21 protein-coding genes, 1 tRNA gene and 1 pseudogene are annotated in these 14,812 nt (G+C 65.2%); 13 read left to right on the top strand and 10 right to left on the bottom strand.

Features of this window, described 5'->3' with window-relative positions; genetic code table 11:
- Window positions 1–24 precede the first annotated feature (24 nt).
- Window positions 25–213 (top strand): DUF3008 family protein, encoded by a 189-nt coding sequence (locus tag V8F63_RS09950; protein ID WP_392353058.1) that lies wholly within the window; start codon window positions 25–27, stop codon window positions 211–213.
- A 92-nt stretch (window positions 214–305) separates the two neighbouring features.
- Window positions 306–944 (top strand): exopolysaccharide biosynthesis protein, encoded by a 639-nt coding sequence (locus V8F63_RS09945; RefSeq protein WP_278070713.1) that lies wholly within the window; start codon window positions 306–308, stop codon window positions 942–944.
- Window positions 945–961: 17 nt separating this feature from the next.
- On the opposite strand, the gene flaF is transcribed toward V8F63_RS09945, so the two are convergent.
- Window positions 962–1,324, bottom strand: a complete 363-nt coding sequence (gene flaF, locus V8F63_RS09940) for a flagellar biosynthesis regulator FlaF (protein WP_029972678.1) — start codon at window positions 1,322–1,324, stop codon at window positions 962–964.
- Window positions 1,284–1,709, bottom strand: a complete 426-nt coding sequence (gene flbT, locus V8F63_RS09935; protein WP_025978269.1) for a flagellar biosynthesis repressor FlbT — start codon at window positions 1,707–1,709, stop codon at window positions 1,284–1,286. The genes flaF and flbT overlap by 41 nt, the downstream gene beginning before the upstream one ends.
- Before the next feature lie 163 nt (window positions 1,710–1,872).
- Here flbT and V8F63_RS09930 point away from each other — a divergent pair, with 163 nt between their 5' ends.
- The 10 genes and pseudogenes from V8F63_RS09930 to V8F63_RS09885 all read left to right on the top strand — a co-directional run bounded on the left by V8F63_RS09930 (window position 1,873) and on the right by V8F63_RS09885 (window position 8,400).
- Entirely contained in the window at window positions 1,873–2,298 is a 426-nt protein-coding gene (locus tag V8F63_RS09930) for a hypothetical protein (protein ID WP_392353057.1), read from the top strand.
- 284 nt (window positions 2,299–2,582) lie between these two features.
- Window positions 2,583–3,441, top strand: a pseudogene (locus V8F63_RS09925) (MoxR family ATPase).
- Window positions 3,442–3,547: 106 nt separating this feature from the next.
- Window positions 3,548–4,414, top strand: a complete 867-nt coding sequence (locus tag V8F63_RS09920; RefSeq protein WP_392353056.1) for a methyltransferase type 11 — start codon at window positions 3,548–3,550, stop codon at window positions 4,412–4,414.
- 154 nt (window positions 4,415–4,568) lie between these two features.
- Window positions 4,569–5,162, top strand: a complete 594-nt coding sequence (locus V8F63_RS09915) for a YfbR-like 5'-deoxynucleotidase (RefSeq protein ID WP_025978264.1) — start codon at window positions 4,569–4,571, stop codon at window positions 5,160–5,162.
- Window positions 5,163–5,193: 31 nt separating this feature from the next.
- On the top strand, window positions 5,194–6,204 hold the full coding sequence (locus V8F63_RS09910; RefSeq protein WP_392353055.1) for an NAD regulator: 1,011 nt from the start codon (window positions 5,194–5,196) through the stop codon (window positions 6,202–6,204).
- A 15-nt stretch (window positions 6,205–6,219) separates the two neighbouring features.
- A tRNA-Ser gene (locus V8F63_RS09905) sits at window positions 6,220–6,308 on the top strand.
- 174 nt (window positions 6,309–6,482) lie between these two features.
- Window positions 6,483–7,676 carry an integrase arm-type DNA-binding domain-containing protein gene (locus V8F63_RS09900; protein WP_392353054.1) on the top strand — a complete coding sequence of 398 codons (1,194 nt, stop codon included), beginning with the start codon at window positions 6,483–6,485 and terminating at the stop codon, window positions 7,674–7,676.
- An 8-nt stretch (window positions 7,677–7,684) separates the two neighbouring features.
- The gene (locus V8F63_RS09895; protein WP_303683306.1) at window positions 7,685–7,846 is read left to right on the top strand and encodes a hypothetical protein; all 162 of its coding nucleotides are present in this window, start codon (window positions 7,685–7,687) and stop codon (window positions 7,844–7,846) included.
- 29 nt (window positions 7,847–7,875) lie between these two features.
- On the top strand, window positions 7,876–8,049 hold the full coding sequence (locus V8F63_RS09890) for a hypothetical protein (protein WP_392353053.1): 174 nt from the start codon (window positions 7,876–7,878) through the stop codon (window positions 8,047–8,049).
- A 3-nt stretch (window positions 8,050–8,052) separates the two neighbouring features.
- On the top strand, window positions 8,053–8,400 hold the full coding sequence (locus V8F63_RS09885) for a hypothetical protein (protein ID WP_392353052.1): 348 nt from the start codon (window positions 8,053–8,055) through the stop codon (window positions 8,398–8,400).
- 594 nt (window positions 8,401–8,994) lie between these two features.
- Here the strand turns inward: V8F63_RS09885 and V8F63_RS09880 are convergent.
- The 3 genes from V8F63_RS09880 to V8F63_RS09870 form a co-directional block, all read right to left on the bottom strand.
- Complete coding sequence (locus V8F63_RS09880; protein ID WP_392353051.1) at window positions 8,995–9,327, bottom strand: hypothetical protein; 333 nt, start codon at window positions 9,325–9,327, stop codon at window positions 8,995–8,997.
- A 116-nt stretch (window positions 9,328–9,443) separates the two neighbouring features.
- Complete coding sequence (locus V8F63_RS09875; protein ID WP_392353050.1) at window positions 9,444–9,575, bottom strand: hypothetical protein; 132 nt, start codon at window positions 9,573–9,575, stop codon at window positions 9,444–9,446.
- Window positions 9,572–10,117: a hypothetical protein gene (locus V8F63_RS09870; RefSeq protein WP_392353049.1), complete on the bottom strand. Its 546-nt coding sequence runs from the start codon at window positions 10,115–10,117 to the stop codon at window positions 9,572–9,574. The genes V8F63_RS09875 and V8F63_RS09870 overlap by 4 nt, the downstream gene beginning before the upstream one ends.
- A gap of 116 nt (window positions 10,118–10,233) precedes the next feature.
- Between V8F63_RS09870 and V8F63_RS09865 the strand changes: the two genes are divergently transcribed.
- A complete protein-coding gene (locus tag V8F63_RS09865; RefSeq protein WP_392353048.1) occupies window positions 10,234–10,899 on the top strand; it encodes an IPTL-CTERM sorting domain-containing protein in 666 nt (221 codons plus the stop codon).
- A gap of 513 nt (window positions 10,900–11,412) precedes the next feature.
- Here the strand turns inward: V8F63_RS09865 and V8F63_RS09860 are convergent.
- From V8F63_RS09860 to V8F63_RS09840, 5 genes are all read right to left on the bottom strand, one after another.
- On the bottom strand, window positions 11,413–11,655 hold the full coding sequence (locus V8F63_RS09860; RefSeq protein ID WP_392353047.1) for a hypothetical protein: 243 nt from the start codon (window positions 11,653–11,655) through the stop codon (window positions 11,413–11,415).
- Entirely contained in the window at window positions 11,652–12,029 is a 378-nt protein-coding gene (locus tag V8F63_RS09855) for a hypothetical protein (RefSeq protein ID WP_003170423.1), read from the bottom strand. The genes V8F63_RS09860 and V8F63_RS09855 overlap by 4 nt, the downstream gene beginning before the upstream one ends.
- A 140-nt stretch (window positions 12,030–12,169) precedes the next feature.
- On the bottom strand, window positions 12,170–12,724 hold the full coding sequence (locus V8F63_RS09850) for a hypothetical protein (RefSeq protein ID WP_392353046.1): 555 nt from the start codon (window positions 12,722–12,724) through the stop codon (window positions 12,170–12,172).
- On the bottom strand, window positions 12,724–13,395 hold the full coding sequence (locus V8F63_RS09845; RefSeq protein ID WP_392353045.1) for a hypothetical protein: 672 nt from the start codon (window positions 13,393–13,395) through the stop codon (window positions 12,724–12,726). Before V8F63_RS09845 ends, V8F63_RS09850 begins: the two co-directional genes overlap by 1 nt.
- Window positions 13,395–14,453: a hypothetical protein gene (locus V8F63_RS09840; protein ID WP_392353044.1), complete on the bottom strand. Its 1,059-nt coding sequence runs from the start codon at window positions 14,451–14,453 to the stop codon at window positions 13,395–13,397. The genes V8F63_RS09845 and V8F63_RS09840 overlap by 1 nt, the downstream gene beginning before the upstream one ends.
- Between the last annotated feature and the right edge of the window lie 359 nt (window positions 14,454–14,812).

The following is a 14,812-nucleotide window of genomic DNA, read 5'->3' as shown; positions in this document are numbered from 1 at the left end:
CTCCCTTCTCGAAAGGAGATCGTCATGCCCGCCAAATCCGCCGCCCAGCAGAAAGCCGCCGGAGCCGCCCTGGCGGCCAAGCGCGGCGATGCGCCCAAGTCCAAGCTCAAGGGCGCGTCGAAATCCATGATGGAATCGATGAGCGAGAAACAGCTGGAAGAGTTCGCCCACACCAAGCGCAAGGGCAAACCCGAACACGTCTCGAAACATTAGGCGTCTAGTGCACAGCAACCGTAGCGGTAGGGATGGCGCAAGGCGCTGCGGCCTCCTAACTACGCGTATGACACCGTTCTGAGTCTCGCTTTATGACGCTCGTTTCCGCCCCACCGCCCGATGAGGGACGGACCTTTTCCGACGTGCTGGAGCAACTGGGCCAGGGCGAGGCTGAAAAACTGTCTCTGCGCGAAATGATCGAGGCGTTCGGCGAGCGCGGCTTCGGCGCCGTCATCCTGATGCTGGCCTTGATGGCGCTGTTTCCCTGGCCGCCGGGCGGCAAGGCGGTGTTTTCCGTTCCGATCATCCTGATCGCCGCGGAGTTGGCGCTGCAACGCGACCGAGTATGGCTGCCCCGCTGGCTGCTGAAGCTGTCGGTGAGCCGCGCCGCCTATCGGACGGCCGTCGAAAAGGTCCTTCCGCGCCTGCGTCGGGTCGAGCGTCTGACGCGCCCCCGCTGGCCTGCTCTGACCGGCGAAGCCGCAGACGTTGGGATCGGCGTGATCTGCATCCTTTTGGCGCTGATGATGGCGCTGCCGGTGCCTTTCGGCGACGCCCTGCCCGGCCTGACCCTGGCCCTGTTCGGCCTGGGCATCATCCAGCGCGACGGCGCCTTCATTCTGGCCGGCATGTTCGGCACGGCGGTGTGCGGCGTCTATCTGGCTCTGGTGTGGACCACGGTGGTCGCGGTGGTCAGCGGCGTCGCCCACTGGGCCGCTAACCTGTTCTAGGGCCGCCTGACGGAGCCTCAGCCCGCGTCGGTCTGACCGCTGAGCCCCTGCATGATCATGCGGTTGATCTCGATCAGGGTCGAGAAATCATCCTCGCCGCGCATGACTTCGGACGTGTGCCGGCTGACGAACAGGCTCAGCGAAATGAATTGCGCCCGCATCGCCTGCGGCAAGGCGTTATCCGGGTCCGTGCAGGCGGTCGCCAGCGTCGACCACAGCCGACGGTTCCAGTCCAGCGCGTCCATCCGCCCGGCGACATCCGACCTTTCCAGGGTCGAGGCGTGCATCAGGGCGCGCGTCACCTGGCCGAACAGCCGGTATTCCATTTCACGCGGGGATTCAGCCCGCGTCGCCGCCGTCTTGTACGCCTGAAGCGACATTGCCGAGCCTTTGATCTTCGTAATCGACGATTTTGCGAGCGCCCATCAGGGCCTTGTAATACTGACGCGCCAGCACGTGTTTCGAGCAGGCGACGCATTCGGTCAGGATGTCCGGATTGCGCACCGCGCCCATGAACTCCGTCAGGCGCAGGGCGAACTCGTCATAGAATTTCGGCGCGTCGGCCTCATCCAGATACATCATCATGACGGGGAAATAGATGCGGCGCGCAGGGCTGGTGACGTCCTCGGGCTGCATGATGTCCTTTTCGCGCAGGACGCTGGCCTTGTTCTGCAGGATCAGCACGCCGCGACGGTCGCCGTTCTGGACGACGGCCCCGTTCAGGACGAATTTCTCGCCGGGTTTCAGCGACAGTTTCAGAGGCAAGGGAAGGTCTCCGTGGCGCCGCCCTCACCGTGACGGCCGGCCGCTGACGAACTGTAAACCGACGTGGTTAACCATCCCTTCACTTGGTGCCTCCGCCGCGTCGTGGCGGCGCAGGCGGGAACGCCCTGACGAGCCGCGCCGTTGATCTGTCGTAAGGGAGACAATGATGGCAGGACCCGACTTCGAAACCGACGCCCAGGATCAGGCCGAGGTTTATGACGAGACGCATATGGACGATGACGGCGACGGCGAGCTGTCGTTCGACGAAGCCGACGACGTTCTGGACGTGACCCAGTTGGACGGTGACGCAGACGCCGAACCCTTTGACGAAGACGACCCCGATCTCGACGCGGAACTGGCTCTGGACGGCATAGAGGCCGAGGCGGACGCCCTGCTGGGCGTCGACAGCGTCCGGCTCAGCCAGGCCGACGGCGACGGCGCCACCGCGTCGGGCGCCGACGAAGTGGAACTCGTCTACACCGGTCTGATGCGCAACCAGCGCGGCGCCCAGGCCAGCGCCGCCCATTGGGAAGCCAAACGTCTCTCCGACGACGACATAGAAGACCTGGGCTACGGCCCCGAACAATGAGGAAACCCATGACCGACAAAACTCACTCCAAGACCCAAGAAGACGCTGACCCCAACACCCCCCGGCCAAGCGCGCGCCCCACGAAAGCGGCAAGCCCGACCAGCTGAAAGACAAGGAAAAGGACGCCGAAAACCGTCAGGAAGCCCTGATCGACGAGGGCGTCGAGGAAACCTTCCCCGCCAGCGACCCGGTGTCGGCCAAGCGCATCACCTGATCCTGCCGCCTGTTCACGCCCATCTCTTTAAGCTACCTGCTCCCTTCCCCCGGAATGGAGCAGGTTTTGCATGAGCCGGTTCGAAGGCACGTCCAACTATATCGCCACCGATGACCTGAAGGTCGCCGTAAACGCCGCCGTAGCGCTTGAACGGCCGTTGCTGATCAAGGGCGAGCCCGGCACGGGCAAGACGGTCCTGGCCTATGAACTGGCCCGCGCGCTGAACGCCCCGCTGATCACCTGGCACGTCAAGTCGACGACCAAGGCCCACAACGGCCTCTATGAATATGACGCCGTCAGTCGCCTGCGCGACAGCCAGCTGGGCGACGAGCGCGTCCACGACGTGCGCAACTATCTGAAGAAGGGCAAGCTGTGGGAGGCCTTCACCGCCCCGACCCGCCCCGTCCTGCTGATAGACGAGATCGACAAGGCCGACATCGAGTTCCCCAACGACCTGCTGCAGGAACTCGACCGCATGGAGTTCTACGTCCAGGAGACGGACGAGACGATCCGCGCCGAGGTCCGCCCCGTCGTCGTCATCACCTCGAACAATGAGAAGGAGTTGCCCGACGCCTTCCTGCGCCGCTGCTTCTTCCACTACATCCGCTTCCCCGACGCGCAGACGATGCAGGACATCGTCGAGGTCCACTTCCCCGGCATCAAGCCGCGCCTGGTGTCAGAAGCGCTGAAGACCTTCTATGAAATCCGCAATACGCCGGGCCTGAAGAAGAAGCCGTCGACGTCGGAACTGCTGGACTGGCTGAAGCTGTTGCTGGTCGACGACGTGGCGCCTGAGACCCTGCGCGAAAAGACGCCGGGCAAGCTGATCCCCGCTGCACGGCGCCCTGCTGAAGAACGAACAGGACGTGCATCTGTTCGAGCGTCTGGCCTTCATGAGCCGTCGCGAAGGCGCCCGTCCCGGGGGCTGAAGGGGCGGCGGTTTTTCGCCCCTATCCCGCCGCCTTTCGATTACCGCGATTTCACTGGCCCCACGGCGCTTATGGCGCACAATCGGGACCTTGAGTGGAGCCGAACATGCAACAGATCACCTGGCCTGTTATCGCTTTGGCGCTGATGGCCGCCGCCTGCGACAACCCCGGCACGGTGCGCATCACAACGTCTTCGACCTCGGATTCGTCCGGGGTGCTGAAGGTCGTCGACGCCCTGCAGTGTCCCCAGACCCAGGGCGTGCTGACGCGCAAGGGTTCGGCCCGCGCCGACGGGTCGTGCGTCTATGGCGGGCCGCGCGGTTCGGAAGTCATCCTGCAACTGGTTCAACTGGACGGCCGCTCTTCCACCGAGGCTCTGAAAAGCTTTGAGAACCGCCTGACCTCCGACCTGCCCGAGGCCGTGGCCGAGGTGGAGGCTGAAAACGCCCGCGTGGAGGCCGAGGCCGTCAGGGCTGAGGCGGACGCCGCCCGCGCCGAAGCCGATGCGTCGCGCGCCGCCGCAGACGCCGAGGCCGCAGCCGGCGAAACCGCCCAGGTCATGATGCCGGGCCTGCGCGTCGATGCTCAGGGCGACAAGGCCACCGTCCGACTGCCCGGCATGCGCATCGACGCCGACGGCGACCGCGCCAACATCCGCATCGGCGGCCTGACCATCCGCGCGGACGACAAGTCCAGCCGCGTCAACGTCTCGTCCGGCGACGATGCGGTGAACATCGACGCGACCGACGGCGCCGCCCGCATCCGCACCAGCGGTTCCGGCGAGGCGGTGCGCGCCACCTTCCTGATGACCGGCAAAGAGGCCTCGGCCAGCGGCTGGCGCACGGTCGGATACGAGGCGCGCGGCCCGGTCGGCGGGCCGATCGTCGTCGCCACTGTTCGCAGCAAGGATCGCGACCCAGACCGCCTGTTCGACGCGGCCAAGGCGCTGGTGACGCTGAACGTCGGCGATTAACCCCCATCTATCGCAACGGCCGCCCTTGATCGCGCGTTCGGTCTGAGTCACCAGCCTGAGCATGCGCAACATCAAGACCTTGGCCGAAGAAATCGAAGACGCCGGCCCCGCGCCCCGAGTCCGCAAACCCAAGCCGCCGCGCGCCTGGCAGCGGATGCTGTCGGGTCGCCGCCTGGATTTGCTGGACCCCTCGCCGTTCGACATCGAGATCGAGGACATCGCCCACGGCCTGGCCCGCGTCGCCCGCTGGAACGGCCAGACCATCGGCGAGCACGCCTTCTCGGTCGCTCAGCACTCCCTGGTGGTCGAGGAGATCGCCGCCCACATCCGGCCGGGGCTGGAGCCGAAATGGCGCCTGGCCGCCCTGCTGCACGACGCCTCGGAATACGTCATCGGCGACATGATCTCGCCGTTCAAATCGGCGCTTGGCTCCAGCTACAAGGATTTCGAGGCCCGGCTGGAAGCCGCCATCCACGTCCGCTTCCAGCTGCCGCCCAAGACGCCGCAGACGATCAAGACCCTGATCAAGAAGGCCGACAAGGCCTGCGCCTTCTATGAGGCGACGCAGCTGGCCGGCTTCACCCGCCGCGAGTCCCTGCAGATCTTCGGCGCCCCGCCGCCCGGCTATGACCTGGTGATCGAGCCCCAGCCCGCCGCCATCGCCCAACAGCGCTATCTGGACCGCTACCGCGTTCTGGCCGAAGCTGTCGGCATCCTGCCCGGCGCCGACGCCTGGCACACCGAATAGGACGCTTGATGAAGCAGGGGGCGAACAGGGCGTGCGGATCGGCCTGTCGGCCGTGGTCATCGCCCTGCGCGACCGTCAGGCCGTGGTGCTGACCACCCATGCCTCGGACGGCGCCGCCGCCCTGCCCTTCGGCCCGTTCGATCCGGCGCGCGACCGCACCTTTGAACTGGCCCTGCGCGCCTTCGTCACCGAACAGACCGGCTTTCCGCTCGGCTTTGTCGAGCAGCTCTACACCTTCGGCGACGCCGGTCGCGCCTCGCCCCGCGCCACCCCGGGGCCGGAACGCGCGCGCGAAGTCTCTGTCGGCTATCTGGCCCTGACCGCCGAGGCGCCCGACGCTCCCGGCTTCGCCTCGGGCCGGGACGCCGCCTGGACGCCCGTTTTCGACATCTTCCCCTGGGAGGACTGGCGCCAGGGCCGCCCCGCCGTCCTGGCCAGCCTGCGCTCGGACCTGGCCGACTGGGCAGGCGATGATCCCGCCCGACGCGGCCGCGCCGAGTCCCTGTTCGCCCTCTCGCCCGACGCGCGCTGGAACGAAGAGCGCGTGCTGGAACGCTATGAGCTCCTCTATGAGGCGGGCCTGGTCGCCGAATCCGCCCGCGATCATGACCGGCCGATCCCGGCGCCGCTGGGCGACCTGTCCATGACCTCGGACCACCGCCGCATCGTCGCCACGGGCCTTGGCCGACTGCGCTCCAAGCTGAAGTACCGCCCGGTCCTGTTCGACCTGACGCCGCCGACCTTCACCCTATCCGCTCTGCAGAACGCAGCCGAGGCTGTGGCGGGCCTGTCCCTGCACAAACAGAACTTCCGGCGCGGCGTTGAGCGCACCGGCCTGGTCCAGCCCACAGGCGTTTTCGCCAGCGACACCGGCGGCCGCCCGGCCGAACTTTTTCGCTATATCGGCCCTGAACCGTCCGGCGGCGCCCCTCTGGACTGGCCCTTCCCGGACAGCGTTGAAGCGCCAGTCGATTTTCTTCGACATACGGCTTGCAGCCCGGCACGGCTTTCATTAGAGAGACCGCTCGCTCAGCCCCATTAGGGACTACCGACCCGCGGAGAGGTGGCAGAGTGGTTGAATGTACCGCACTCGAAATGCGGCGTACGTGGAAGCGTACCGGGGGTTCGAATCCCCCCTCTCCGCCACACACTTGTTTCCTGAAATTCCAGCTTGCTCACCGAAAGCCCGGTAGCGCAAGGATTCCAGCCCCGGCCCCGTCGCCGCTTGGGTTTGGCGCGCGCGTCCGGTTTTAGGGCGGAACTTAGGGTGGCGACCGATCCTGTCACTGCCCTATGTTCTCTGTCTGTTCTGGAGCGAGCATGGCGAGAGCGATCAACAGGCTTAACGCCCGCCAGATAGGCGGCATGAATGAACCCGGTCTGTTTGCAGACGGGAATGGCCTCTACCTGCGCATCGACCAGACCGGCTCCAAGCGATGGGTGTACATCTACTATCGGGGCGCCAAGCGACGCGAGATGGGGCTTGGGTCTGCCCTGACCGTCAAGCTCTCGGAGGCCCGCGCCGAGGCGGAGAAAGCAAGGCGAGTTGCCCGCGCCGGTGGAGATCCCATTGAAGATCGACGCATAGCCAACGCCCCTGTCGTCGAACAAACCTTCTCGGCTGTGGCGTCCGACCTGCTGGATGACCTGGAGAGGGGCTGGCGGTCCCCGAAACAGCGTCCTCAATGGGAGGCGTCGCTAAATCAGCACGCGCCGTCCGTCATGAAGATGGACGTAGCCAAGGTCGATACGGAGGCGGTTCTCACCGCGCTGCGGCCGATCTGGAACAAGCACCCTGAGACTGCCTCCAGGTTGCGCGGAAGAATAGAGAGGGTGCTGGACGCGGCGACGGCGAGAGGCCTGAGAGTTGGCGAGAACCCGGCTCGATGGCGAGGCCACCTGTCAATCCTCCTGGCGAGCGCTAAACGACAGCGCGGCCACCACGCCGCCATGCACTACGGAGACGTGCCAGCGTTTCTGGAGGCGCTGCAGAAGCGATCCAGCATATCGGCATCAGCGCTGCACTTCCTGATCCTGACGGCTGCGCGATCTGGCGAGGTTCGCGGCGCCACTTGGGAAGAGATCGACGGCGACGTTTGGGTCGTGCCGGCAGAGCGCATGAAAGCTGGACGTGAACACCACGTCCCTCTTTCTGCCCCAGCTCTGAGCCTGCTGGAGGACCATGGAAAGGCACGGCTGCGGAACGGCCTGATCTTTCCCGGCCTCAAAGGCCCCCTGTCCGACATGGCGCTAGCGATGGTCGTGAGGAAAATGGGCGTCACGGACGCCACGCCGCACGGCTTTCGCTCGGCCTTCAAGGACTGGGCTGTCGACTGCACCAGTTTCGCGGACGAGATCAGTGAAGAGGCTCTAGCTCACACTGTCGGTTCCGCGGTGCGTAGGGCCTACCGCCGCGGTCAAGCCTTGGAAAAGCGCCGAGCGCTCATGGACGCCTGGAGCGACTTCTGCACCGGCAAGGCCGGCGCCGTCACCCCCTTCCAGAAACGCGCATGAGGACGAATATGGAAACGAAACCCCTTGGCCCCGATGAGGCCTTCGCTCGCGATCTGGAGAAGCTGGACCGCGACCTGGAACAGCGCGAGCGCGCGGACATCCCTGCCCCGACTGTCGATCTGGTCGCCGGGCTCGTCGCCGGCATGCGTCTGGTGGGGCGACCGCAATGAGCGAGCGGGACAAGGAGCTTGCCGCGCTGATGCTTCGCCTGACCGGCCTGGACCTGACAACCGCAGACGGCCGGGCTGGGGCCGGGTGCATCCTGCGCGAGATCGAGTCGAAGGCGCCGGGCTCCATAGCCAGGATGCAGGCGGGCCTTGCCTTGCGACGGTCAGGAGCTTCGCTTCTGGCCGAGGGGCAGCCGGACGCTTGATCAATGGCCGAACTCATCAGCCGCATGATCGAGCGCGGTGCCAAGATCCGCTGGCATTGCGACGTGTCGGTGAACCACTACGGAGATGCGGACCTGAAACGCATCGCCAAGGCTAAGGGCGGGGATTACCGCTTGGCGAACAAGCATCCGCCGTGTCGCATTCCAGGCTGCCCCGGCATCGTTACCTTCAAGGACTGCAGCAGCCAGTTCCCCGTTCCACTCGACACCATCACAGATCGAGACGATGCATGGTGGGCGCTCAGCGAGAAGCGCCGGGCGCAACTCAAGGCGCTCGGCTACCGAATGGAGCTGGGACAATGGGTGGCGCCAAAGAAAGAAGCCCCTCGCTGATCATGCGAGAGGGTTATGTGCGCGTCACCGAAGGATGGGGCGGAGCGGCGCAATCTGGCGGGCCACCGCTCCAACAGCCGCCTCTGCGGTTGATGAACGGCAACAGTCATGGAAGAGTTCCGACCATGGACATTCCGGACGAGTGGGTGGCGAAGGTGCGATCTTGGGCCGAGGAGACTCCGGAGGTCCTGTCAGTTACCGCCTACGGGTCCCGTATAACGGGCTCTCGGAGAGAAAAGCCCAACCCGGCCCCAGTTCCCGACCTAGACCTTGCCGTTCAGACTCGAGCCGACGAGTATGGGAGCGCCTGCGGACATTTTGGCTTTCTTCGCGACGGCTGGCAGGAACACCTGACAGACGCCTTGGGTGTGTCAGTTGACCTCAAACACCACGACCCTAGTGACCCTGATGACGACGCGGCGCCGTATTTGGCTTTGGGGGCTAAGATCCTCTGGCCATGATGCCAGATGGGTGCGCCGTGAACGAAAACAGCCCCGCCACCCGGTGAAGGGCAACGGGGCGGAGCGGAGCCTGAGGGCTCGACGCTGGGCGCTTCCGAGATGGGATATCCCATAACGGAATAACTTCAATGGTTTACCCCGGCCTCAAGCGAGCCCACCACGGCCGTCCTATTCGCTCGACGGCCTCCGCGTCCCGCGCCTCACACGCCCGCACGATCCCGATCACGTCCGCCGTCCGGCCGTTGGCCTTGGCCAGTTGGCCCGACTGCTCGACCCCGAACACCTGCCAGTCGCGGACTGAGGCGGCGTCCTGCGGAAAGGCGGCGGACGGAACAGGATCAGCCCACCCGGCCGGCAGAAGGTTGCTGCATCCGACAGCGGGGGTCACGATCCGGGTAGAGCCGGCACAGGCTCCTAAGGCCGTGGTCGCCAGCAGCAGCATCGTCAGGCGCATTGCGGATTGCATCGGTCGTCTCCTGTGTGGACTGGTCGATCTGTTGGTCTCGGGCGTCAGCCCAGTCGCGGATGGCGCTGGCGTCGCGCGCAGCGGCCGTGCGGCCCTCGGCTAGGGTCTTGTGCGCCTCAGCCTGCCGAGGCTCTGTCAGCTGCCCTCTGACGGTCATCGGCGACGCACATGGTCAGCAGGATCAGGGCGAGGGCGAGACAGGCGACGGCGAGCCAGCCGGTGGCGGTGATGTCGCGGAGGCGGATCATTGCGCGGCCCGCCCCGTTTCCATCTCGCGCGCGAGGCGTTCAGCCCGCCCCTTGACCTGCTTGGCCCACAGGCTGGCGCGCATCCCGGCGGCGGCTTGGGCGTAGCGGCCGGCCTCGACATGCGCCAGCGTGTTGACGAACCCCGACAAGCCCTCGCGCTGCGGCGTCTTCGGATCGTCCCAGCCCATGTTGAAGTGCATGTTCTCGATCACGCGGCGGCGGACCGGATCGAGGCGCTTCAGCCAGGGCAAGGCGGCGTGGATCACTCGGTTGTGCTCACGGGCGTCCTCGATCAGCCAAGCCTCGGCGGTGGCTTCTGTGATGACCTGGCCTTCCTGAATGCCGCGCGCTCGGCCGTACCCGATCGTCCATGGGGCGCCGGAGCCCTTGCCGGTCCTTGCGCGAGGCGAAAGCGGATCGGGATAGGCTTTGAGCCGCAGCCCTTCGTCCTTCTTCAATGCAGCGATCAGTTCTGGGTCGGGATCGCCAGGAGCGTCGTCCGCCCGAGGCAAACCCATTGCGTCAGCCAGGGCGTCGATCATCGGCACCCAGTCGGGCTTCAGCTTTCCGCCTGGCGCATGCGGGCGCACGGCGTCGAACAGGGCCTTGCGGTCCATGTCGGTCTCCAGTTCGGATTGTGGGGGTATGGGTTGCGGCCGTGCTTAACCGCCGCTACGTGAACTGCTTAGTTCGTCAGGGGGTGGAAATGATCAGGTATCTTTGGGCTGCTTTGATCGCGCTTTCAGTGGTTGCATTTGCGCCCTCTGCACTGGCTCAGTGCGTCCAAAAGGGCGGCGGCACCGTTGAGTGCAGCGGAAATTCTGCCTCCGTCACAGTGGTAGGCTCGGCGGGCAGCGATACTTTCATCATCAAAGATGGGACGACTGGAACGATAACTCTATTGTCCAACGGCGGGGTCGATGTGTTGGACTTTTCCGACTTCTCGGGACCTGTATCGGTGGACGTCACGGCGGTTAATTTTACAGCCGTAGCGCCGGGCTTGAACATCAGTTTCATTGGCTTTGCGAGCGGTCCGGGCGTCGAAATGCGGGGCGGCGCTGGAGCGGATACCCTCATCGGAGGTGCTGGAGACGACGTGCTGATTGGTGGGCCTGGCGCCGACATTCTGAATGGCAACGCCGGCACGGATAGACGAGGCGATATCTCGCTGGCTGACTGTGGCGGCGACACGTTGAGTAGCATTGAGATTGACACCTGCCCTGTCGCGCCCGTGCCGACGATGTCCGAGTGGGCGATGATCCTGCTGGGCGTGATGCTGGCTGGGGGTGCGGCCCTGACGCTTCAGCGGCGGCGGGCGGCTTAGAAGCAAAGGCGCAGCTGCTCTTGCACGATGCGGACGCTCAACGCGGTCTCCAGCTCAGGTTGTCAGGAGGACGGCTCGCTGGATGGACAGGTGAGTCGCTCCAGGTTAAAAATCACCGTTCAGCAAAGGAGACGCGAGATGCCGGGCAAGCATCGAAACCGGGTCAGCTGGGTGATGGAGTCTGTGCTAATCGCCCTGTGTCTGGCGATCTTCGGCGTGCTCTTCTGGATCGCGGTGGGTTGAACCCGCCCGGTCCGGTGCCGCAACCTTAGCCGAGACATCTGCGTTAAGACTCGCCTGACAGGGGAGGTCTGGAATGACGCAAACGTCAGTGATCGAGCGCGCTTTGGAGTTGGCCGACAGCGGCAACTTCCGCATTCCTAGCGAAGTGCGCAGGGCTCTTTTGCGGGAAGGCTACACACAGTCAGACGTTTTCGGGATCGAGGGCAAAGCGACATGGGCTCAGCTCAGGCGCAGGTGCGAAGAGGCCAGCCAGCGGGATCGGTGCCTGCTCTAGCCCGTATCAGACGCCTGGTTCCGCCCGAAGTAGAAGCCCAGGATCAGCAGCATCCCGTCCTTGAACATGGACGCCACCAGCATGACGGCGTCGGCATAGCGCTCGGCCACCATGTCGCCCAGCCAGGCGATCATCGGCAGGAACAGCAGGTTGCCGGCCAGGAAGCCGAGGGCGAGGATCGTCGTGGTGCGCGGCAGGTTGATCACCTGAGGCCACCAGCGGGGCGGTTTGCGCCTCATGCTCCGGCTCCGTTCTTGATGCTGATGCCCGCGACGAAGGCGGCGATGCCGGCCAGCAGCCACGGCGCGGTCTGACGCAGCCAATCGACCAGGGCCTTGGCGCCCTTCTGCTGATCCCGCGTCCCCTCCAGATCGTCGATGCGCTTGAAAGCGGCCGACAGGCGGTCGTTCAGGGCCTCGATCTGGCGCTCGTACTCACGCGCCTCCAGCTTGATGACCCGCTCGCGCACGTCATCGACCTTGGCGTTCATCCGCTCGACCTGACGGCCAAGGGCTGACACCGCATCGGTCAGACCGCGCATGGCATGAATTTCGGCCATGCTGACGGCCTCCGGCTTGGTGACCGGAGTGATGATCTCGTCGCCTGCGGACATGCGGGCTCCTACGCGATGGGTTTGGAGAAGAGACGAACCGGGTTCGTCAGCGCCGGGTCAGCCGCCCGGTCGCAACGCCAGCGGCGAACACCGCCAGCAGGATCAGGCCCGCGATCAGGCCGACTTCTAGGATCAGGCGGTCAAACATCGCCGGGCCAGCCGGTCGTCCAGTCGACAGAGGCCGGGTCATCCGCCGCCCGCACCTGCGACTTCAGCGCCCCGCCGTGGAACAGCATGGCCGAGGCGTGCGCCGTCATCGCCGCCAGCACCTGGAGCACCTGCGCCGCCGTGGTCTGGATGTTCCAGTTGTCCTCGGCGCGCAGGGGCAGGGTGGTATCCGGCGCGCCCGACACGATGGCCGTCAGCGCCGCGCCTTGCAGGGCCTGCCAGTTGCGCTGATCCTCGGGCCGCATCTGCAGCAGGCGCTCGCCCGCCGCGATCTGGGCGCCGCTGTCGTCCACGGCCGGGGTCGCGCCGAAGTCATAGGCGAAGTCCAGAGCCGTGCGCCGGTCACGCTCTGCGTCGATCTGTCGGCAGATGTCCTCGGCCGTCAGCGCGGGCGGCTCGGGCTCGACCCACACCGCTCCCATCTCGATCAGGCGGGCGGGGTCGCTGGGAGGATATTGAATGCCGCCGATCAGCGGCCAGCCGCTGCCGGGGTCTAGCGGAAGGGGTTCACCGTTCAGGTGCCACATCATAGGTCTCCGGTGTTGGTGTTAGGGAAGGCTCGGCCTTCGCCCCAGATAATGCGGACGCAGCCTTTACCGCCCCATCCGAAACCATCGAGAAACTCGTACCCTGCCCCTCCCCCGTAATCTAACCCATTAGGCGTTGAGCTTGCTCCTGATGCAGCCCCAGGACCTCCTCCAAAAGGGGACGTTCCGCCACCACCGCGAGAGTCATTCGCCATGTGCGATCCGTTTTCTCCCGCGCTCGTATATCCACCAGCACCACCTCCTCGGATATTACCCCAGTATTTGTCACCACCAGTCCAACCCTCACCTCCGTTAAAACCAAATCCAATATTGCTGGCTCTGTTTCGTCCTGCCGAACCAGCATGAATGATATTGGTGCTCCCTCGGACCAGTCGCGTTGCTTGTTCATTAATCACGACCTGCAAAGTCTCACCAGGAACAACTGGAATATTGTTGAAATAGCGCAGATCGCCGCCTGGCTGGCAGACAAGAGACCCACCTTCACCGGCCTCATAAGCGGAGCCGCCGACACCAATCGCAACAACGCAGATCGTTGTCACGTTAGGAGGAACAACGAAACTCGCTGTCATATCCCAAGAGGCAAACAACTGCTGACCTACAGGACTATTCATGGTCCCCGCCGCCAGTATTCCCGGATTAGGAAGAAACATCAGGCGCTCCACTTCGAGGCAGGGAACAGGATCACAGCCCCGGCGCCGCCGATCATGTAGGGAATGCGAGTCGAGGCGTTGACGCCTGCCTCGATGGTGATCCCGCCCTTTGGCATCCGGTAGGCGGAAGCAAAGGCCAAGGTCGCAGAGCCCGTGGCGTTGGACACGTTGATGAGGCCGGTCTGCCCCGGATACCCGCCCGAGGGCGGTCCTAGCGTCCCGTTCGCGTCCAGCACGATTTGCGCGTTGATGAAAGTGCTGAAGTTGATCCCGACGGCCGCGTCCGCGCGCGTAATGACGACGGTGGCCAGAGCGTCCGCCATGACCTTTGGCGAGATGATCTTGCTGTCCACGTTCCCCGCGCGAACCTCGGCCACCGTGGCGAAGGTCGGGACTGCGGGCGGGTCCGGTAGCGCATCGAACGCCGCGTCCACCTCGTCCTTGGTGTAGGTGTCCGCCGCATCGGCAGGGGTGAAGCCGAGGGCAGTCTTGACCGCCTGCTCTGTGACAGTGGCGTCGGAGCCGTCTGCGCCTGGCGCTCCGGGATCGCCCTTCGGACCCTGAGGCCCCTCCTCGCCCGGATCGCCCTTGTCCCCCTTCTCGCCCTTGCCGAACGGGATGGGGGTGGACCAGCCGGAAGAGGCCACGCGGAAGTACAGGTTGCCGTTTTCAACATCGAGGTAGGAGAAGCCGACCGGCTCAGCGCCATAGGCATCGCGGCCCGCCAGATCGCCCTGGGCGTTGACGGCGAAGGCGTCGCCGCGATCGCCCTTGTCGCCTTTCGGCCCCTGAATGCCTTGGTCGCCCTTGTCCCCCTTCGGTCCAGTGTCGCCGGTGTCTCCCTTGGGGCCGGTCTCGCCCTGAATGCCGCGCTCGCCGGTATCCCCCTTGGGGCCGATGTCGCCGTGGTCGCCCTTCAGGCCTTGCGGTCCCTGATCGCCGGTATCGCCTTTGGGACCCTGGATGCCCTGATCACCCTTGTCGCCTTTGGGGCCGGTATCGCCTTTGTCGCCCTTGGGACCGGCAGGCCCAACAAGCGAGAAGGCCGAGTCCCCCATCCCGACGCCGCCTTCGGGCCGTAGAAGTCGCCCGAGAGGCGGTCAAAATACCACGTATTGAGTTCGCCAACGCCGGGATCGGGCGGCCCGTCCATGACGACAAGGCCGTTCAGCTTGGCGAGGAACCGACTCACGCGCTCGGACAGTTCGAGGATATTCGACGCGCTGACCGTCCATTGCGAGGTGACCAGCGCCCATTCCTGCGCCGCTTGAGCCTCAGTGATGGTTCCGGCGATCATCCGGTCCACAATGTCGGTGACGGCGGCTGCCCATTGGGCGTCAGTCAGGGCCATTTATGAAGCCTCCGTAGCGTTTGGATGTGTGGGGACAGTGGTTACGAGCCTTGCGCGTAGAGACCG

Source organism: Brevundimonas sp. LF-1 (assembly GCF_037055305.1).
Taxonomy (GTDB): domain Bacteria; phylum Pseudomonadota; class Alphaproteobacteria; order Caulobacterales; family Caulobacteraceae; genus Brevundimonas; species Brevundimonas sanguinis.
The sequence above is the reverse complement of the archived record's forward strand: the minus strand, read 5'-3'. Positions and strand labels throughout refer to the sequence as shown.